This window comes from Sphingopyxis sp. GW821-FHT10B01, from assembly GCF_059415685.1.
The window spans coordinates 36,115-54,733 of sequence record NZ_JBWKNS010000005.1 but is presented as its reverse complement, the minus strand read 5'-3'; the positions used below and the strand labels follow the sequence as shown (position 1 = coordinate 54,733).

Annotated in this window: 17 protein-coding genes; 4 read left to right on the top strand and 13 right to left on the bottom strand. The window is 64.2% G+C overall.

Translation table 11 applies throughout. The features are described 5' to 3' along the window. Positions 1-92 precede the first annotated feature (92 nt). The 9 genes from AC07NV_RS15790 to AC07NV_RS15750 form a co-directional block, all read right to left on the bottom strand. A complete protein-coding gene (locus tag AC07NV_RS15790; RefSeq protein ID WP_495167338.1) occupies positions 93-2,459 on the bottom strand; it encodes a TonB-dependent receptor in 2,367 nt (788 codons plus the stop codon). A 188-nt stretch (positions 2,460-2,647) separates the two neighbouring features. Then, positions 2,648-2,983 carry a 2Fe-2S iron-sulfur cluster-binding protein gene (locus AC07NV_RS15785; protein WP_495167337.1) on the bottom strand — a complete coding sequence of 112 codons (336 nt, stop codon included), beginning with the start codon at positions 2,981-2,983 and terminating at the stop codon, positions 2,648-2,650. Further along, positions 2,983-4,401, bottom strand: a complete 1,419-nt coding sequence (locus AC07NV_RS15780) for a cytochrome P450 (RefSeq protein ID WP_495167336.1) — start codon at positions 4,399-4,401, stop codon at positions 2,983-2,985. The genes AC07NV_RS15785 and AC07NV_RS15780 overlap by 1 nt, the downstream gene beginning before the upstream one ends. A 98-nt stretch (positions 4,402-4,499) precedes the next feature. Then, entirely contained in the window at positions 4,500-5,303 is an 804-nt protein-coding gene (locus AC07NV_RS15775; RefSeq protein ID WP_495167335.1) for a helix-turn-helix domain-containing protein, read from the bottom strand. A gap of 57 nt (positions 5,304-5,360) precedes the next feature. Next, complete coding sequence (locus tag AC07NV_RS15770) at positions 5,361-5,993, bottom strand: Dabb family protein (RefSeq protein WP_495167334.1); 633 nt, start codon at positions 5,991-5,993, stop codon at positions 5,361-5,363. Then, on the bottom strand, positions 5,986-6,354 hold the full coding sequence (locus tag AC07NV_RS15765) for a hypothetical protein (protein WP_495167333.1): 369 nt from the start codon (positions 6,352-6,354) through the stop codon (positions 5,986-5,988). Before AC07NV_RS15765 ends, AC07NV_RS15770 begins: the two co-directional genes overlap by 8 nt. Further along, complete coding sequence (locus AC07NV_RS15760; protein ID WP_495167332.1) at positions 6,344-7,333, bottom strand: quinone oxidoreductase family protein; 990 nt, start codon at positions 7,331-7,333, stop codon at positions 6,344-6,346. The genes AC07NV_RS15765 and AC07NV_RS15760 overlap by 11 nt, the downstream gene beginning before the upstream one ends. A 62-nt stretch (positions 7,334-7,395) precedes the next feature. Next, a complete protein-coding gene (locus AC07NV_RS15755) occupies positions 7,396-9,657 on the bottom strand; it encodes a TonB-dependent receptor (RefSeq protein WP_495167331.1) in 2,262 nt (753 codons plus the stop codon). A 202-nt stretch (positions 9,658-9,859) separates the two neighbouring features. Beyond that, complete coding sequence (locus AC07NV_RS15750; RefSeq protein ID WP_495167330.1) at positions 9,860-11,002, bottom strand: LLM class flavin-dependent oxidoreductase; 1,143 nt, start codon at positions 11,000-11,002, stop codon at positions 9,860-9,862. Between the two features lie 143 nt (positions 11,003-11,145). On the opposite strand from AC07NV_RS15750, the gene AC07NV_RS15745 reads away from it, so the two are divergent. Next, a complete protein-coding gene (locus AC07NV_RS15745; protein ID WP_495167329.1) occupies positions 11,146-11,907 on the top strand; it encodes an SDR family NAD(P)-dependent oxidoreductase in 762 nt (253 codons plus the stop codon). A 13-nt stretch (positions 11,908-11,920) separates the two neighbouring features. Here the strand turns inward: AC07NV_RS15745 and AC07NV_RS15740 are convergent, their stop codons facing one another. From AC07NV_RS15740 to AC07NV_RS15730, 3 genes are all read right to left on the bottom strand, one after another. Next, positions 11,921-12,370, bottom strand: coding sequence for a nuclear transport factor 2 family protein (locus tag AC07NV_RS15740; RefSeq protein WP_495167328.1), 450 nt, complete (start codon positions 12,368-12,370; stop codon positions 11,921-11,923). Beyond that, positions 12,371-13,543: a sulfotransferase family protein gene (locus tag AC07NV_RS15735; protein WP_495167327.1), complete on the bottom strand. Its 1,173-nt coding sequence runs from the start codon at positions 13,541-13,543 to the stop codon at positions 12,371-12,373. It abuts the gene before it with no gap. A 96-nt stretch (positions 13,544-13,639) separates the two neighbouring features. Continuing rightward, positions 13,640-14,827 carry a helix-turn-helix transcriptional regulator gene (locus tag AC07NV_RS15730; RefSeq protein WP_495167326.1) on the bottom strand — a complete coding sequence of 396 codons (1,188 nt, stop codon included), beginning with the start codon at positions 14,825-14,827 and terminating at the stop codon, positions 13,640-13,642. On the opposite strand from AC07NV_RS15730, the gene AC07NV_RS15725 reads away from it, so the two are divergent. Then, the gene (locus AC07NV_RS15725; RefSeq protein ID WP_495167325.1) at positions 14,826-15,761 is read left to right on the top strand and encodes an alpha/beta hydrolase; all 936 of its coding nucleotides are present in this window, start codon (positions 14,826-14,828) and stop codon (positions 15,759-15,761) included. The two genes, AC07NV_RS15730 and AC07NV_RS15725, sit on opposite strands and share 2 nt — an antisense overlap. A gap of 28 nt (positions 15,762-15,789) precedes the next feature. Here AC07NV_RS15725 and AC07NV_RS15720 read toward each other — a convergent pair whose 3' ends face one another. After that, positions 15,790-16,566 (bottom strand): SDR family NAD(P)-dependent oxidoreductase, encoded by a 777-nt coding sequence (locus tag AC07NV_RS15720; RefSeq protein WP_495167324.1) that lies wholly within the window; start codon positions 16,564-16,566, stop codon positions 15,790-15,792. Between the two features lie 140 nt (positions 16,567-16,706). Between AC07NV_RS15720 and AC07NV_RS15715 the strand changes: the two genes are divergently transcribed. Together AC07NV_RS15715 and AC07NV_RS15710 are read left to right on the top strand one after the other, a co-directional pair. Then, complete coding sequence (locus tag AC07NV_RS15715; RefSeq protein ID WP_495167323.1) at positions 16,707-17,786, top strand: 3-ketosteroid-9-alpha-monooxygenase, oxygenase component; 1,080 nt, start codon at positions 16,707-16,709, stop codon at positions 17,784-17,786. 36 nt (positions 17,787-17,822) lie between these two features. After that, positions 17,823-18,617: an SDR family NAD(P)-dependent oxidoreductase gene (locus tag AC07NV_RS15710; RefSeq protein WP_495167322.1), complete on the top strand. Its 795-nt coding sequence runs from the start codon at positions 17,823-17,825 to the stop codon at positions 18,615-18,617. The last annotated feature ends 2 nt before the right edge of the window (positions 18,618-18,619 follow it).

Here is an 18,619-nt window from a genome sequence, read left to right as displayed (position 1 = left end):
GCCGGGCCCTGCCGCTCTCGAGACCGAAATGGCAAAGCCGGGCGCCGCCGATTGGCAGCGCCCGGCTTCACAAGATCATTGCGAGTGGTGCGCTAGAATTTGAAACCCACTTCAACGCCATAGCTGCGCGGATCGCCGTACATGACCCCGGCGAAGCCCAGCGAGCCGAAGTCGATCCCCGAGAGCAGATAATCTTCCTTGGTCAGATTCTTGCCCCACAGCGCGATCGAGGCCCGGGCGCCGCCAATCGAGATATCGGAGATCGAAAGCCGGGCGCTCAGCAACCCGACCCCGCCGTCGGAGATTTCTGCGTTATACGGATTGACCGGATGCCAGTAGACCTTGCTGCGATAGCTCCAGTCGGTGCGCGCGGTCAGTTTTCCGAAATTGCCGAGTGCGGTTTCATATTGTGCACCGACATTCGCGGTCGTCGCTGCCGAATATTGGAACTTGGCGACATCCGAAATGTCGGCGGGGACACCCGTCAGCGGATCGACGAAGGTGAACTTCTTGTATTTGCGGTCGGTGTAGCCGAACGACGCGTCGACCGTGAAGCCGTCGGCAATCTGCGCCAGAACCTCGGCCTCGATCCCCGTATAGGTGGCCTTTGCCGCGTTAACCGTGGTGCTCGATGCGCCGCCGGTGCCGGCAAGGAATTGCTGGACCTGAAGATCGTCATAAATGGCGTGAAAGGCCGCCACATTGAACCGCAGGCGCCGGTCGAACAGCTCGCTCTTGAACCCGACCTCGTACGAGACGAGATCTTCGGGATTGAAGCCGTTGTTGTCCGCCGCACGGGCATTGAAGCCGCCCGCCTTATAGCCCGTGCTCACCCGGGCATAGGTCATGATGTCATCGCTCCAGTCATAGGAGATGTTCGCAAGCCAGTTCAGACGATTGAACTTGCGTGTCAGGTCGCGCGGCGCGGTCGGCAGCGGCGCCGACTGGATCAGATGCTTCTTGTCTTCGGTATAGCGAATGCCGCCGGTGATATTCAGCCGGCCGTCAAGCGCGGCCGGTTTCCAGGTGACCTGGCTGAAGGCGGCGACCGACCGCGAGATGTGGCGATAGGACAGCAAGGTATCGAGGTTGACGCCAAAGCTGTTGAGGTTGACACCCGGCGCGATCGGGATCGGCACCGGCGAAGGAAGGACCAGCGTGAAGCCCTGCGGATTCACCTCGGTCGCGCGTTCGCGGAAATAATAGGCGCCGAGGACATAGTCGAACTCGTCGCCGATCGAGCCGATCAGGTTGAATTCCTGCGAGAACTGCTTTTGATGCCGCTCATTGCTGGTGTGGAACAGGTCGATCGGGCCGACGCCCTGCGGAATGAAGGCATTGGGCGGCACGAGGATCGCTGGGCTGACGAGGAAACCGACGAGGCCTCCGTTACCGTCGAGATCGGAGCTTTCGCTCACATTGTCCCATTTGCGATAGCCGGTGATCGAACGCAGCGTCGCGTCGCCGATCTCGAGGTTGAGCGTCAGCGAATGGCCCTGCACCTTGTCATGCGCATTGCCGTCGCGATCGAACCGGACCTGCGACAGCCGGTCCCGCGAAACCTGCGGCGCGGTGCCGCCGAACGCCGGCGAGAAGCTCAGATACTGGAGGATGTCGGGGCGGATCGCGCGCAACTGGAAGGCATTGGCACGGCCGTTACGGTCGCTCGAGTCAAAGACATAGTCGGCGGTGAAGCCGGTGCCCTTGTCAAAGCGGACCGCGGCGCGAACCGCGTCGGTGTTGCGCGCGCCCGGATCGCGCTTGTCGGACGGTTCGAGCAGATTGTCGACGGTTCCGTTGCGCTGGCTGTGGTAATAGCCGAGCTTTAGCGCCAGGCCGGTGTCGCCCAGTTCGCCGGTGTCGATCAGCGCTTTCACCATATATTCGTTGAAGCTGCCATAGCCGGCCTGCAGGCGGCCGCCGAAATCCTTCGACGGCTTGGCCGAGATCAGGTTGACCGCACCGCCCGTCGTGTTGCGGCCATAGAGCGTGCCCTGCGGCCCACGCAGGATTTCCACGCGCTCGAGGTCCATCATGTCGAACAGCGCGCCTGCCGAACGGCCGACGATGACGCCGTCGACATAGAGCCCCACCGCGGGATCGGCGGTGAGGATCGGGTCGTTGTCAACGATACCGCGGATCGAAATCGAAGGGTTCGCCGTCGCCGACGGCGTTTCGGTGATGATGAGGTTCGGGGCCGCGCTGCCGAGTGCGGCGACGCTGGTGATACCGCGCTGCTCGATCATCTCGGCGTTGATTGCACTGATCGCCAGCGGCGTGTCCTGGAGGCTTTCCGAACGCTTCTGCGCCGTCACGATGATTTCGCTGAGCCCTTGGGACGCGGCACCCTCGGCCTGCGGCGCCGGTTCGGCCTGCTGCGCCTGTGCGGCATTGGCGATCCAAGGCGCCATCAATGCGATAGCGGCAAGCTGCGTGCGATGATGTGTGCGTAGCTTCATCAGTCCCATCCCTCCATTTTATCGATTACGGCGTATTATGTGCCGTTTTTTGATCAATTACCATGTCATGCGTAATATGTGCAATAAATACCTACGCAAGAAGGCAATACAACACCCCCTTTTGGTGGTGCGCGCGGGGACAAAAAAAGGGGCGGCAAAAGCCGCCCCGGTTTCCGTTCCTAACCCATTTAAATTCCGGGCTGTTCCTTGGGGATATGGACCCTCAACCCGTCCAGTTCCTCGGTAATATGGATCTGGCAACTCAGCCGGCTGCCCGGCGTGACCTCGATAAAGTCGGCCAGCGCTTCGAGCATGATGGCCTCCTCTTCGCCTGGCGGCCCGACTCGGTCGACCCAGGCATCGTCGACATAGACATGGCAGGTGCCGCATTGGCGTACCCCGCCACAGAGGGCGTCGATCCCGTCGACAAGATTGCCGATGGCAAGGTGCATGACCGCCATGCCCTCGAAGTTCGTGCAGGTCCGTTCACTCCCGTCGGACTGGACATAGGTGACGCGCGCCATCAGTTTTTGCCCTTCGCATGCGCCGGGCATCCCGCCGCCGCCGCAACCGCGCCGAGATCGGCGGGCGCACGATCCACCATCGTCCGGCGCTTGTACCGCACACGGCAAGGCTGTTCGGGCCAATAGGTGCCCGCCCCGGCGATCGGGCGCGGCGTGTCGATCAGTTCCATATCATAGCGCTGGAGCAATATGGCGATCAGCGCCTTCATCTCCATCCGCGCGAAGTTCACTCCGGCACAGCGGTGCATGCCGCCGCCAAAACCGATCAGGCTGTTCGATTCGACCTTGGTATCGGTGCGTTCGGTGTTGAAGCGTTCGGGATCATAGTCGTCGGGCCGGTCGAAAATCTCGCTCATCCGGTGGCTGACCGAGGGTGCAAGCAAGATCCAGTCGCCTTCGCGGACCTGATAGCCGTCGCGCTCGAAATCGGCGGCGGCCTTGCGGATCATCGTGAAGGCCACCGGATGCAGCCGTTCGGTCTCGCGCAGTGCGAGGTCCATCTTCTGCATCGCGATCGCCTGTTCCCAGCTGAGATCGGCGCCCGATGCCGAACCCAGTATGGCGGCGATCTCGCCTCGCAGCACATCCTGATATTCGCGGTTCTGAAGGATATCGATCATCGCCCAGCTGACCTGCCCCGCGGTCGTTTCATGCCCTGCCCAGACGAGAAGCAGGATCATGTGGATGATCAGTTCGTCGGGGATCGGGCGGCCGTCGGGATAGGTTGACGCGACCATGTCCTGAAAAAAATCCGCCGGCTCGATCGGATTTGCACGCCGTTGCTTGATCCAGTCGCCGAGAATCTGGTGCAGCTTTTTCTTGGCGGCCTGGCTGCGCCGCATCTTCTTCGTCGGCAGCCACAGTGGCAGGACAAATTCCATCCCACCCGAGAAGTCGCGAAACAGCTCGAAAAATTCATGGCCCAGCTTTTGCTTGAAATCGCGGCCCATGAAGCTGTGCGCCGCGATATCCATGACGACCGGCCCGAGGGTCGAGACGAGATCGAATTCGCCGCGGTCGCCGAGCCGGTGACAAAGCGCCATCGCCTCTTCGGCCATCACCGGCACATATTGCTTCATCGCCGAAGCCTTGAAGCGCGGCATGATTACCGCGCGCTGGTTCAGATATTCCTCCATCTCGGCGAAGGAGTAGAAATTGGGCGAGAACATCTTGTGGAAGAAGGGCATCGATTCGCGGATCGACAGCAGTTTGTCGGTTTCCTGAAAGACGAAGCGATTGTTGTCGGGCCCGAGCATCACAACCATGTTCCGCCCACCCATGCGGAAGGAATAGATCGGGCCATGTTCCTGATATCCCCGGCGCAGCAATCCGACGGGGTCCTTGAAGAAGTCCGTCAGGTGGCCAAGGAACGGGATGCCGCCGCGCATCGCGGGCGGCTGCATGGCGATTGCCGTCATCAAATTTCTCCCTCTCACGCCGGTATCGAGACCGACTTGCAGCCGGTATCGCGCCATCGCGCGAGGCCGCCGAGAGGATCGCGCAATTGTAGCGTATTTTAATCCTTAAAGGATCGAATTTCGCGACTTTCTAGACCGAACGCACCCGCCGCAACGTCGCGCGCAACCATCGGCAACGGGATCGGGGTCGACGCGATCAGCAGGCCGACGTTGGTCTTCACTGCGGGCGGGAGCAACGCATCGCGCGCGATCAGGTCGCGCACTTCGCGAAAGAGGCTGACAAGCCGGCGCTCGAGCAGGATGCGCGAGGCATCGGACAGTTCGCCAATCTCGAACTCCCAGATCGACCCCTTGGCCGAGAAATCATATTGGAGAAACTCCTCCTTCACCCGCCGGTCGAAGAAGCGCCGCATCGGCCCGCCCCGGCGCCAACTGATGCTGCGTGCGGTCATCAGGCGGATGACATTGCCGGGGAGCAACTGGATCAATCCGATGCGTTCGAGCTTCAGCAGCGCGGGGACCAGCACCGTCTGGTCGATCGCATACTCCCCCTCGATCCGCTCGACCGTCCAGCCGCCGAGCGCGAGGTGAAAGCAAAACAGCGCCAGCGGATCATCGACCAGCGCCTGTTCCTGAACGTCGGTGAGTATATCGGGCATCGCGGGCCGCGCCGCGTCGGCCAGCCGCGCCAACTCGAGGAAATTGATCCCGGCGAGTTCGCAAATCTCGTCGATCCGCGCGAGCGTGAAGCTGCGCTGAGCGAAGGTCCGGCGAACGCTGGCGTGACTGATGCCGAGCGCCGCCGCAACGTCGGCATAGGTGAGCCCGCGCTCTTTCAACACGCGCTTCAATGCCTCGATCAGATAGTTGCTCTGCGTATGCAATCGCTCTGCTGCCGTCATTCGCCCCGCCTTTCGTCACGGTCACCATGCCCCCGGATCGAGGCTGGCGCCATGCGATTATAGGACGGACGCTTCCATCGCGCAGAAGCTGTGGCAGAGCCGCGCGTCGACGATCCGGTCCGGGCATTCGGGGTCGAACCAGCGATCGATCCGCGCCCAATGATACGGATGCATCATATAGGGGCCCATCAGCCCGCCGGCATCGGCATATTCCTGTTCCCAGACGTGCGTCCAGCGGCGCGCGCCGATCGCCTCGTCGATCCGGCTCAACTGCCAGTTGCGGATCGCGGGAATATAGTATGGCATCGTCCGCGTTTCCGCCTCGAAGCGCTCGACGAGGGCAGGATCGGTGCCTTCGTCGACGCCGAGCAGCAGCACGCGATAGACGCCATTCGCAAGCCCCGGATCGGACCGCCCGCCCGGCCCGCTCTGATAAGCAACGCCATCGACCGACGCGACCGCCTGGGTAGCGAGCAGCGGCGCGAGCGCCGCGTCGAAATCCGAGCGCTGCACCGCGTCGTCGAACGCAAAATGTGCGAGGAGGTCGCCGCCGAAATGGCTGCCCGCCAGCGTGGGGGCAACAAGCTGGCGATAGGCGGCGTGCACCGTAGCCAGCGCGTGTATCTCATCGGCCAGCGCCGACACACCGGCGGGGTCGGCCAGCGTGACGAGCCGGGTCAGCTTATACATCGCAGAGCCTTTCGATATTGGCGGGCTCGGACGCGAAGAAACGGCGCCGACCGACCGCGCGCGCATCGACATCGGCCCACCAGGCGGCGACATCGGGGTCGTTACCACCGACAAAGCGCATCTGCCACCACGCCCCCGCACCTGCGAGCGACCAGCGGAAGACAAGCGTGTTCGACTGGTCGTCGAGCCACATCGGTGGGCTGACGAGAATCTGTTCGAGCGTCATGCCGCGCGCCCGCGCGCCGGGCGCATAGCGCGCCAGATAGTCGTCGAGCAGCGCCTTGCCCTCGCCCGGCTTCGCGACGATCTCGTCGATCGCATGGACCATCGGCGCTGCGGCGGCCGTGTCGTCAGTCGACATGGGGCGTCACCTCCAGGATGATCTTTCCGCGGACATGCTGCCCTTCGATGCGGCGGTGTGCTTCGGCGGCGGCGTCCAGCGGCAGGATTTCGATCACGGGCGGCTTCACCCCGCCCGCGGCGCAGAGCGCGGCCAGTTCCTTCAGATGCTGCGGCAAGCGCGCAACCGCATTCATATTGGACAGGATGCTCACCCCCTTTGCGGCGGCATGCGCGACCTCATCGGCGCTCGCCTGCGATACCAAAGTCGCGATCTCGACATAGCGGCCGCCCGGCGCAACGATGTCGGGCGCGGACGGGAGCAGGCTGCCCAACCCGACCGCATCGAGGACCAGATCGACGCCGTCCGGCGCCCATTTGCGCACCGCCTGCGCCACATCGCCGGCGCGATAATCGATGGCATGGTCCGCGCCGAAACCCCGGACGTAGGACATATTGCCGGGCCCGCAGGTCACCGCGACACGGGCACCGAGCGCGCGCGCGATCTGGATGCCGATGCTGCCGACACCGCCCGCACCGCCATTGATGAGCACGGTCTGCCCCGCCGACAAGCCGCCGACGTCGGCCAGCCCGCCATAGGCCGTCGTCCCCGCAACCGGCAGCGCGGCGGCCTGCGCAAAGCTCCATCCGGACGGCAGCGCGGCGAGGAACGCTGCGTCGGCGATGCAATATTCGGCGTAGGAACCATCGCGCCCCTGTCCCTGTTGCGACATGCCGAAAACGCGGTCGCCGGGACCGAATGCATCGGCGCCCGCGCCCACCGCCTCGACAATGCCGGCAAAGTCGAAGCCGAGCACGAACGGGAAATGATAGTCGATATAGGCCGACAGCTTGCCGACGCGTGTTTTCCAGTCGGCGGGATTGACCCCTGCACAGACGACCCGGATCAGCACCTCGCCCGCGCCGGCTTCGGGCATGGGCAGATCGCCCCACACAAGCTGTTCGGGACCGCCGAACCCGTTGATCACCATCGCGCGCATGCCATTCCCCTTATCGACCGGTGGCACAGGGCCGGCCGCGCCGCACGGCCGGCCCCGCCCCGTCAGCGCCGGAAGCTGAGCGTCGCCCAGTAACGGCGTGGTTCATTAAAATAGCCCTCGACAAAGCCGAAGCTGGTCGAGGCGTCATAGCCCGCGGTCAGCACGCGTTTGTCGGTCAGATTGTCGACCGCGAGGCGAAGCGACAGCCCCTTGGCAGGTAGCGTAAATTCGGCGCTGGCGTTCAGGATCGCATGATCGGGGGCGCGCATCAGCGGCGAATTTTCGACGTCGATCCAGGTGAGGCTGCGGTAGGCGGCGTCGAGCCGGAAGCTCGCATCGACGCTGCCCGACAGCGCGGTCGAATAGACGATGCTGCCGCTCGCGGTGAGATCGGGCGCCTGCTTCGGATTGCGGAAGCTGACATCGGTCGGAACCCCGCCGATCACCGAGGTGTAGCGCAGATATTTCGCATCGAGATAACCGAACGACCCGCTGAGCCGAAGCGCGCGCGAGACGCGGACATCGGCCTCCAACTCGATCCCCTGGATGCGCGACTTGCCGGCATTGTCGGTGCGCACGACGATCAAGCCGGTGTTCGGGCTGACCGTCGAGATCAGCAATTGCTGATCCTTGTAGTCGTTGCGGAAGGCCGAAAGGTTCAGTGTGACAAGCCCGCCGAGCGTGGTCTTGAGCCCCGCCTCATAAGCGGTCAGATATTCGGGATCATAGGACCCGATTTCCTCGACCGAGGTCGGCCGCCCGTTGAAGCCGCCGCTGCGGAACCCCCGCGACCAGGAAACATAGCCGAGAATGTCGGGGGTGAATTTATACGAGAGCGAAGCGCGCGGCGTGAACGCCTTCCAGTCTTCGCTCAACCGGTACGAGGGCATGCCCGCGAGCAGCGGCTGCCGACTGTAGATCCGCATCGCGGCCTGGTTCCAGACCTTCTTTTCCCACGTATAGCGCGCCCCGAACTCGAGCGTCAGCGCATCGGTGACATCGAAGGTCGCGTTGCCGAACAGCGCGTAATTGGTCGTCTTCTGCCGGTTGGCGAAGTCGATGTTGAAATCGAGCGCGGTGGCGAGCGCGGAATCGAAGCCCGCCGCGATCAGGCGCGGATAGAGTCCGTCGGCGACATAGAGGGTGGTATCGTCGCGTGATTTCTCGCGGAAATAATAGGCACCGAGGAGCAGCGTGCCGCGATCGAACAGGCTGGTCGCATATTGCAGTTCCTGCGAGAGCTGGCGTGCGCTCTCGTCATGGATATCGCCCGCATAATTGACCGCAGCCGACGCATCGCCGTCGCGCCCGAAGGTCGCATGGACCCAGCGATAGGCGCTGATCGACTTCAACGTGCCAGCACCAAGATCGGCCGAAAGCGTGAGCGTCGCATTTGCCGAATCGGTATCGTCGCGGTTGAGGAAGTCGGTGGTGTCGGTGCGGTTGATGCTGCCGGGCGCGGTGCAGCACGGCGCAACAAAGGCCGATTGCAGCCCCGAGAAGAAGGTCGGGGTGAAGGACAGCATGCTGTGCGGCGTGCTGTTCTGACGGCGGCGCAGCCCGTCGACGGTCAGCACCGCATCGATCGGCGACGCATCATAATGCAGCGTCAGCCGGCCTGCCTGGACATTGCGATTGCTGAGATTCTTGCCCGACGGCACCTTCTGCCAGCCCTCGCCCCATTCGCCGAGCGCGGCGACGCCGATCGCAAGAGTGTCCGTCAGCCCCGCCTCGACATTGGCGCGCAGCCGGAGATCGTTGAACGAGCCGTAGCGGATGTCGCCTTCGAGCCGGTCACCCGTCGGCACGCGCGAGACGACGCTGATCGCGCCGCCGATCGTGTTCTTGCCGAACAGCGACCCCTGCGGCCCGCGCAGCACCTCGATCCGGTCGATGCCCAGAAGCTCGGTGGTCGCGCCAAAGCTGCGCGCGACATAGACGCCGTCGATATAGAGCGCGACCGCGGGATCGGAGGTGATGATAAAATCATTCTCGCCCACGCCGCGGATGAAGGCCGAGACACCGCCGCTGTTGCCGCCCTGCCCCGGGGTAAACTGGAGATTGGGCGCGACCTGGCCGACGTCGGTGACGCCGTCGAAGCCGCGCGAGTCGAGCTGCGCACCGCCAATCGCGGTGATCGCGATCGGCACGTCCTGCAGCTTTTCCTCGCGCCGGCGCGCGGTGACGACGATTTCGGTGGATTCGGTTTCGCTCGCCGTCTCCGCGGCAGCGGCGGGCGCTTGCTCCTGCGCAAGAAGCGGATGCGCCGCGACGAGCGCCGCCAGTGCGACCGAAGTGCGCGCGAAATGCCTGTAATATTTCATGTTTGCCCCTCTGCGACCCGGATCACCTCCGGGATGATGCTTCTCTTATGCATCGCAAATGACACTCCATAGAACGCATTTCAACATCAAATAACATTTACCTATATATTATGCGTTTATCTGATGGGGCGTTTTGTCGCATTTCATGGCCTTACGCCAAGACCGCCCGGCGACGCCACGCGCCGGGCCGGTACGCAAACCGCTATTGTGCGGCGACCGCGGCCTGCGCCCTGAAATGCGGGATCACATGGGTTCCGATATTGCGGATGGTTTCGAGGATGACGTCATGCGGCACCGCGCCCATCTGGAAAAGGAAGAGGATCTCGTCCGCCCCGGCATCGAACAGGCGCTGGACGTAGCGGATGCAGTCGTCGGCGGTGCCATAGGCGTCCTGCACTTCCTCGTAAGCGCCGGTATGTTCGGACCCGATGGTGATTTTTTCCTCGGACAGATAGGCGACGACCGCCGCCTTCTCCTGCTGCAGGATCGCCGCCTGTTCATCGCCCGACAGATCCTCGACCGTCGGCTTGGGGCCGCCCTGATACCAATATCCCAGCGATTCGACGAAGAAGCGCTGACCGCGAAGACCGATGCGCCGCGCCTTTTCGCGGTCGTCGAGCACCAGCGCCGGACAGAGCGCAGCAAGATGTTCGGTCGGGCGGAAGCCGACCTGGTCCTCGGCCCTGCGGTCGGCCCACGCCGCGCGATAGATCGCATTCTTCGCCGCAATGTCGTCGGGCCCGGCGAAACCCAGCACGAGCGCGCCGATCCCGCGCGCCCCCGCGGTCGTCAGCGCGTCGGCACGCGTGCACGCCATATAGAGCGGCGGGTGCGGGTCCTGATAGGGCTTGGGATGGATCGGGCGGCGCGGTATCTGGATATATTCGCCGTCATGCTCGATCTCGTCCTGCACCATGATTTTCGGGATCAGATACATCGATTCATCGATCATCGGCTGAAGCGCACCCAGATCATAGCCGAAGGTTCCGGCTTCCTGCTGTGTGCCGCCCTTGCCCATGCCGAAATGGACGCGGCCTTTGGACAGGATGTCGAGCGTCGCAATCCGCTCGGCGACCTTGACCGGATGGTTCATTGCAGGCGGCAGGCAAACGACGCCATGGCCGATGCCGAGGCGTGTGGTCTTGCCGGCAAGGAAGGCGAGAAAGGTCTCGGGCGCCGACATATGCGCATATTGGGTGAGCGCGGTGTGCTCGACCGCCCAGACGGTATCGAACCCCATTTCCTCGGCGAGCAGCGATTGTTCGATAATCTCGTGAAAGCAGCGCGCTTCGTTCGCGCGCGAGGTGTCGACCATCTGCGCTTCGTAAATAATCGAAAATTTCATGAGCGTCCGATCCTCTCCATTATCCCGTGTTTTTTGCGAGCATAAGGCGGCCATTCGCGCCCGTTCCTCGTCCAATTGGATCAATTCGCCCGGGCCCGCCGGTGCTACGAAATCGGGCAACGACGGATGGAGAGAGGATCGAGATGGGCATGTTCGAAGGCAAGGTCGCGCTGGTAACCGGCGGCGCTTCGGGAATCGGCGTCGCGGCAGCGCTGCGCTTTGCCGAAGAGGGCGCCGCGGTCGTGGTCGCCGACATCAACGAAGCCGGCGCCGAAGCGATCGCCGCGGCGATCCGCGCCAAGGGCGGCCGCGCGCGTGCCATTCGCTGCGACGTCGCGAGCGCTGCGGACAATGACGCGATGGTCGCCGCGGCGAAGCAGGATTTCGGGCGGCTCGACGCCGCCTTCCTCAATGCTGGCGCTTATACGCAGACCGTCTTCGAGGACACCGACGCGACGGCGTTCGACAGCATGATCGCGATCAACCTGAAAAGCGCATGGCTGGGACTACAGGCGGTTCTGCCCGCGCTCGAACCCGGCGGCGCAGCGGTGGTGACGGCCTCGACCTCGGGCGTGATCGGCCTCAATGTCGCCGCCGCCTATAGCGCCGCGAAGCATGGCGTGATCGGCGCGGTGCGATCGGCCTCGCAAAGCTTCGCGCGGCGCGGGCTCCGCGTCAACGCGATCTGCCCCGGCCCCGTCGCGACCGCGATCCTCGGCGTGACCGAGCAGGCGCCGATCCAGCCCGCCGACGCGCTTGCGCCGCCCGCCGACGGCCTGCTGCTGCCGCAGCATATCGCCGAAGTCGCGCTGTTCCTCGCCAGCCCGCGGTCGGGCGGAATCAACGGGCAATCGCTCATTGCCGATGCGGGCTTCCTGTCCAGCTACCCGCCGATGCCCGAATGAGCCCGAGCGCGCGTCAGTCGCGCTCGACGCGGATGCGGCTGAGCCGGGTCCTGGCAATCAGCCAGCGTCCGCGCGCCTTGCGGTAGCAATCGTGATAATGTCCGAAACCATGGCGCGAGCGACCGGCAAGGTCGCTTCCCTCGCCCGCCCAGAAATGATCGTCCATCGCCCAGATGCCCTCGGCGTCGCGCGCGCCGGTGAAGCGGATTTCGAAGCTGTGGAGATGGTGGACCGTCGTGGCATGTTCGAGCGTCGCGGCGACCCCCGTGACAAAGGCCTCGGCACTGGTGGTCAGCAGGCCTTCATCGGTTTCACCCGGCATTTCGCGAAAGTCGCCAATCATGTCGTCGGTGAGCAGGCTGCGCAGCAGCGCCCAGTCCTTGGTGTCGAGCGCGCGCACATAGCGCGCCTTGAGCAGCCTTATCTCCTCGATCGCGGCGAGATTGACGGCTTCGGTCATCATCTATTCCCCCTCCAGGAACGCGGCGCGATACGCCGCGAAACGCTGTTCTACATCCGCGCGGACCAGTCCGAAATCCTCAAGCGCATATTTGTGCGGCGCGCGGTCCTCGCGCTTGTTCGCCTCGATCCATTCGGCCATGCCCGCACGCACCGCGTCGGTGACATCGACCCCTGCGGCCGCAAGCACACGCACGCCCTCCCCGATCGGATCGCCCAGCAGATCGGCGTAGCGGACGTCGATGAAATTCTGCCCCGCGACCTGTCCGCGCACCGCCATGAAACGGTCGAGCAACTCGGCAAGCCGCGGCACCCAGAAAGCGGCGACGCTCGCCGGATCGACGCGGTCCGACACCATTTGGTAGAGACTGTGCTCCATGCTGCAATAGCTCGGCACCGTCGCGACCGGGTCGCGGTGGGTCATCACGATCTTCGCCTCGGGGAATATCTCGATCACCGCATCGAGCGCGAGCAGATGGCCCGGGGTCTTGAGCACCCATTTGGCGCCCTTTCGGCTCCGGTCCTGCCATTGCAGCGACTGGAGAATCTGTTTGAGGTCGCGATAGCATTGGATGCGGTCGTTGTCGGTCAGCCAGCGCGCATAGCCCGGGACATGGTAAGTCCCCTCGATCATCGTGCTCGAATAAAGCTGGCCAAGGATGATCAGTTCCTCGTCGGGTTGGTCGATGCTCATCGGGTGGATCGACATGAGATCGGGAATCGTCGCCAGCATATAATCGAGGAAACCGCGCGCCGCTTCGCGCCGCGGCTCGGGATTGCCGCGCTCCTCTTCGGGAAAGGGCGCGTAATTCTGTGTCTCGAACCAGCGCGTTCCGGTCATTCCCGGCGCCGATGCGAGCATCCGGTGCAGCATGGTGCTGCCCGTCCGCGGCAGCCCGACGACCACTGCGGCGACCTCGACCCGCTCGTCGAGGATTTCGGGGTGGCGCCTGATCAGGTCGATATGGCGCAGGCGGTTGACGAGGCCGTTCACGATCATTGCCGAGGCGCTCACAACTCCGGCTTCGCTCAGCCGGGCTTCGGCATTGAGCGCGGGGATCAGCGCGTCGATGTTGGCGAAGAACCAGGTGTCGCCGAAATCCGAAAGCCCCGCCTGTTCGCAGGCCCGCGCGACCAGCTCGTCGCGATTCGGCACATGGCCAATTACCTCTTTCACCGCACGTCCTCTCTGCATTATGATAGCATTTTTACATATCATACACGATATTCGTATGATCTTATGCTATCATCTACGCAGAAAGAAGCAATACCCTTAGCTTCCGGAACCGCCCAATTCGGTCATTCCGGCGTGGAGCAGATGCACAAGCTGCGACTGACGCCGCGCGCCGGTCTTGGCGAAGATCGAGCGCAGGTGCGACCGCGCGGTGTTGTGCGCGATGCCCAGCCGGTCGGCCGCCTCGACCAGCGAACCGCCGCCCGCGAGCGCCGCGGCCAGCATCGCCTCCATTCGCGTCAGCTGGAACAGGTCGCGGATCGCTTCGGGATCGGGCGTCGCATCCTGCCCCGGATCGCTGATGAACAGGGCGAGCGCGGCCCCCTTGCCGCCGCGCATGAAGGCCGGCGTCGTCACCGCCTTGGCAACGACGCCCAGATCGCGCTGCCCCGAGGGCCTTTCGATGCGGAAGCGCTGCGGCGGCGCGGCGGCGGGATCGGCCTCCGCGCTGAGCAATTTGAGCAGTTTTTCGAGCGTACGGTGCGCGGTCCCCGCCGCCAGCCGGAGCCGCCCGCCCGCGAGCGTCAGCCCGTCGCCCCCGGCCAGCAGGCGCTCGGCGACCGCGTTGGTGCGGATCACCTTGCCGTCATGGTCAAGGGTGATCGCCGCGACGCCCATCTGTTCGACAACCCCGCGATAGACACCATGTTCGGCGCCCGATGCCTGCAATCGTTCGAACAGCTGGATGGCATGGCGCAGATGCGGAACGAGCACCTGCAACGCCTCGCGCTCGGCGGTGCCGAAGTCGCGGCGGCTGCGGTCGCGCGTCACGCGCAACCGCGCCTCGAAACCGCTGTCGAAACGCAAATCCACACCGAGGATCTGGTCGCCGCCCGCAGCTTCGAGAAAGTCGTGCCAGAAATCGCTTGCGCGGGCTGCGCCCTGCACAAAGTCGCTGAACGACATGACCTTGCCTTCGGGCAACCCCTTGAACGGATCGCTGGCAAAGAAGCTTTCGGCATAGTCTTCGCTCGTTTGCGGATCGGCGTCGGGGGTGACGATCGTTCCGGGTTTGCGCGTGCCGGGCATCGTCAGGATCAGCGTCGCGTACGTGCCGTCGAGATAGAGTGCGAGGCCGCGCAGAAAATCCTCCCACGGCGCGTCCGTCAGCAAGCCGCCGAACAGGTCGGAGAGCAGTTTCGAAAATTCCGCGGCCGGTCCGCCTGCCTTCGCCATCACACCTTCATTTCCATCTATTCCATCCCACAAGCCGGAGAGTTTTGCCATGCCCATTGATCCCGCCCTCGCGCCGTTGCTCGATATGATGAACGCGCTGCCGCACATGAATGCGCCCTTCGATCCGGCCGCGCTGCGGCTGGCCGACGAACAGCCGATGCCCGTGCCCAAGGCCGGCGTGGCGGAGGTTCGCGACGTCACGCTCGACACCGGCGCGGGCGCCGTGAAGGCGCGCCTTTATCACCCCGCGCCCGGGACAACGCTCCCCCTGCTCGTCTTCATCCATGGCGGCGGCTGGGTGTTCGGGACGCTCGACACCCATGACCCGCTGTGCCGCGCGCTCGCCGCCGCCGCAGAGGTTGCAGTGCTCTCGCTCGAATATCCGCGCGCGCCCGAGCATCGCTATCCGGCCGCGCTCGATACCGTTCGCGCCGCCGTTGTGACCGCGGTCGAACAGGCCGATACGCTCGGCATCGACCCCGGCCGGATCGCGGTCGGCGGCGACAGCGCGGGCGGCAACCTGTCCGCGGCGCTGTGCCTTGCCACGCGCGATGAGGGTGGCCCGGCCATCGCGCATCAGCTGCTCCTCTACCCCGTCGTCGACAATGATTTCACCCGCGCCTCCTATATCGAGAACGCCACCGGCTATATGCTGAGCAGCGAAATGATGCAGTGGTTCTGGACGCAATATCTGGGCGATGCCGAACGCCCCGCCGACGCCCTCGCGACCCCGATCCGCGCCGACAGCCTCGCCGGCCTTCCGTCGGCGACCGTCGTCACCGCCGAATATGACCCGCTGCGCGACGAAGGCGCCGCCTACGCCGAACGGCTGAAGGCCGATGGCGTGGCGGTGACGCATGACCATTTCCCCGGCGTGATCCACGGCTTTGCCAGCATGCTGGGCATGCTGCCGCAGGCCGATGTCGCGGTGGGAACGGCGGCCCGCGGATTGCGGGCCGCCTTCGCGATGGAAACCGTAGCGTAACGGCGCCGCCGGGGTCTGGGCCGTGCGGTCAGACCCCGTAACCGCCCGCAACCGCGATTTGCTGCCCCGTGACATAGGCAGCTTTGGACGAGGCAAGGAAGACAGCAGCATGGCCGATTTCCTCGGGACGCCCCCAACGCTTGAGCGCAAGATTCTTGTGCACCTCGGCGGTCCAGGCGTCGTCGAACACGCCCTGTTTCGACAGCTCGAGGAACATGCCGGCCTCGATCACGCCGACGAGGATCGAGTTGGCGCGGATGCCATGCTTTCCCTCCTCGCGCGCGATGCCCCTGACCAGCGCCTCGTTCGCCGCCTTGGGCGCGACCGACAGGCCGTCCTTGTCGGGCCAGCGCAGGTCGCCGGCCGAGCCCAGATGGACGAACGAGCCGCCGCCATGTTCGCGCATATGCGGAATGATAAGATGCGTGGCGCCGAAAAAGCCGTGGACCTCGACGTCGATCGCCCGGCGCCATTGTTCGGGCGTCGTGTCGGCAAGATGGACCTGCGCAACGAGCGGCCCTGCGCCCCACAACATGGTGTGGATGCGCCCGTGTGCGGCGGCAGCGCCCGCGATGGTCGCGGCCAGCGCCGCGTCATCGGTAACGTCGCATTGATGCAGGCTCGCCTTGCGCCCCGACGCCTCGATGCGTTCGGCCAGCGCCTCGGCCTCCGCCTGTTTCGAACGCCATGCGATCGCGATGTCGCTCCCCGCCGCAGCAAATTCGCCGGCGACCGCCGCGCCGATGCCGCCGGTCGCGCCGAAAATCAGCGTCGCGCCTTCGGGAAACTGCGAACTTTCACCCATCTTCACCCTCCTTGATCCACAAAATATTGCATAACGTCGACAATAGTGAGATATGTTATCGAAATGCGATGATATCGCAAGTTTTCAAAACGCAAAATGACAATGCCTGATGCAAGCCGGGCATGAATGGGAGATTTCCAATGGCGACAACCGCAGACTATGGACTGGGCGACCAGGTCTTTCCGCGCGGCTGGTTCATGATCGCCGCCGCCGCCGAACTGGAAGGGACGACCCCGCTCGCCGTCCGGTTTTTCGGCCGCGACCGGGTGCTCTACCGCGGCGAGTCGGGGCAGGTTTATCTGGTCGATGCCTATTGCCCGCACATGGGCGCGCATCTGGCGAAGAACGAAACGAGCTTCGTGATCCGCGACAACGAGCATGTGCAGGGGGAGTCGATCCGCTGCCCCTATCATGGCTGGCGCTTTGGCCCCGACGGCAAGTGCAACCAGATCCCCTATTCGCCGCAGAAGATTCCGGCGGCGGCGAGGCTCGAAAACTGGCCGGTGATCGAACGCGCGGGCTGTATCTGGATGTGGCACGACCCCGAGGGGCTCGAACCCGAATATGAACTGCCGTCGTTCGAGGAATATTATCAGCCGCATTGGGTGAAATGGGAACTCGACCGGCTGGGCGAACTCGCGAGCCATCCGGTCGAGATCCTCGACAATATGGCCGACCGCGCGCATTTCGAACCCGTCCACGGCAATGATGCCGTCGATGTCTTTGAAAATGATTTCGACGGCCACCGGGTCGTCCAGCGACTGCGCGCCGGGCACCGCACGCTTCAGGGCGACGCCCCGCTCGAAACCGACACCTGGTATACCGGGCCGGGGATTCTGCAGTCGCGCATGTCGGGGCAATTCCCGTCGATCATCATGATTGCGCACACCCCCGTCGACGACGGGGTGGTGAAGGTGTGGCACGCGCTGCTGGTCAAGGTGCCCAATGCCGAGCCGAGCGCCGATGATGTCGCGATGGCGCGCGCTTATCAAGCCGCGGCCTGCGCCGCATTCGCGCAGGATTTCGAAATCTGGTCGAACAAGAAACCCTGCATCAATCCGATGGCGGTGCAGGGCGACGGCCCGATCGGAAAATTGCGCATCTGGTATCGCCAATTCTACAATCCGCGCGCGCGCGCCGAGGAATTTCAGAAGCGCGTCAACGGCACCCATATCACCCGCGGTACCTTGTCCGCGCCATTCGAACAGAAGGTCGCCTGACCGGCGGCACCAACAGACAAAGACAGGAGAAATTGCGTGGCAAGACTCGCAGGTAAAGTCGCGATCGTAACGGGTGCAGCACAGGGAATGGGCGCCGCGACCGCGCGCCTCTTCGCGGCCGAGGGCGCCAAAGTGGTGCTGTGCGACGTGATCGAGGACAAGGGACAGGAAACCGCGAAGGAAATCGGCGAGAGCGCCGTGTTCGAGAAGCTCGACGTGCGGTCCGAAGCCGACTGGGAGCGTGTGGTCGCCGCGACGGTCCAGCGCTTCGGCAAGCTCGACATATTGATCAACAACGCCGCGATCGTCCATTTCAGCCCGATCGAGGCGATGCCCGCCGAGGATATCGAACGCGTCCTTGCGATCAATGTGATGGGCACGATGCTCGGCGCCAAATATGCCGCGCGCGCGATGATCGAGGCCGGCCGCGGCGTCATCGTCAACATCTCGTCGGTCGACGGTCTGCGCGGCTGCAACGGCCTGTCGGCCTATACCGCCAGCAAATGGGCGGTACGCGGGCTGTCGAAATCGCTCGCTTACGAGCTGGGCCCGCGCGGCATTCGCGTCTGCACCGTCCATCCCGGCGGCGTGAACACCCAGATGGGCAATCCGACCGGGCTGACTGGCGATGCGCTCAACATCGGCTATGAGCGCGTGCCGCTCCAGCGCATCGGCGAGCCCGAGGAAATCGCGCGCGCCAGCCTGTTCATCGCCTCCGACGACGCCAGCTATATCAGCGGCGCCGAGCTGGCGGTCGATGGCGGCTGGTCGGCGGGCTATTACCAGACCTTCCTTCCCGGCGCGCCGGCAAGCCTGATGGGTCAGCCCTGACG

Bases quoted from the DNA above. Each gene is read 5' to 3' on its own strand.
- AC07NV_RS15790 (WP_495167338.1), bottom strand. From the start codon at position 2,459: ATGAAGCTACGCACACATCATCGCACGCAGCTTGCCGCTATCGCATTG.
- AC07NV_RS15785 (WP_495167337.1), bottom strand. From the start codon at position 2,983: ATGGCGCGCGTCACCTATGTCCAGTCCGACGGGAGTGAACGGACCTGC.
- AC07NV_RS15780 (WP_495167336.1), bottom strand. From the start codon at position 4,401: ATGACGGCAATCGCCATGCAGCCGCCCGCGATGCGCGGCGGCATCCCG.
- AC07NV_RS15775 (WP_495167335.1), bottom strand. From the start codon at position 5,303: ATGACGGCAGCAGAGCGATTGCATACGCAGAGCAACTATCTGATCGAG.
- AC07NV_RS15770 (WP_495167334.1), bottom strand. From the start codon at position 5,993: ATGTATAAGCTGACCCGGCTCGTCACGCTGGCCGACCCCGCCGGTGTG.
- AC07NV_RS15765 (WP_495167333.1), bottom strand. From the start codon at position 6,354: ATGTCGACTGACGACACGGCCGCCGCAGCGCCGATGGTCCATGCGATC.
- AC07NV_RS15760 (WP_495167332.1), bottom strand. From the start codon at position 7,333: ATGCGCGCGATGGTGATCAACGGGTTCGGCGGTCCCGAACAGCTTGTG.
- AC07NV_RS15755 (WP_495167331.1), bottom strand. From the start codon at position 9,657: ATGAAATATTACAGGCATTTCGCGCGCACTTCGGTCGCACTGGCGGCG.
- AC07NV_RS15750 (WP_495167330.1), bottom strand. From the start codon at position 11,002: ATGAAATTTTCGATTATTTACGAAGCGCAGATGGTCGACACCTCGCGC.
- AC07NV_RS15745 (WP_495167329.1), top strand. From the start codon at position 11,146: ATGGGCATGTTCGAAGGCAAGGTCGCGCTGGTAACCGGCGGCGCTTCG.
- AC07NV_RS15740 (WP_495167328.1), bottom strand. From the start codon at position 12,370: ATGATGACCGAAGCCGTCAATCTCGCCGCGATCGAGGAGATAAGGCTG.
- AC07NV_RS15725 (WP_495167325.1), top strand. From the start codon at position 14,826: ATGCCCATTGATCCCGCCCTCGCGCCGTTGCTCGATATGATGAACGCG.
- AC07NV_RS15730 (WP_495167326.1), bottom strand. From the start codon at position 14,827: ATGGCAAAACTCTCCGGCTTGTGGGATGGAATAGATGGAAATGAAGGT.
- AC07NV_RS15720 (WP_495167324.1), bottom strand. From the start codon at position 16,566: ATGGGTGAAAGTTCGCAGTTTCCCGAAGGCGCGACGCTGATTTTCGGC.
- AC07NV_RS15715 (WP_495167323.1), top strand. From the start codon at position 16,707: ATGGCGACAACCGCAGACTATGGACTGGGCGACCAGGTCTTTCCGCGC.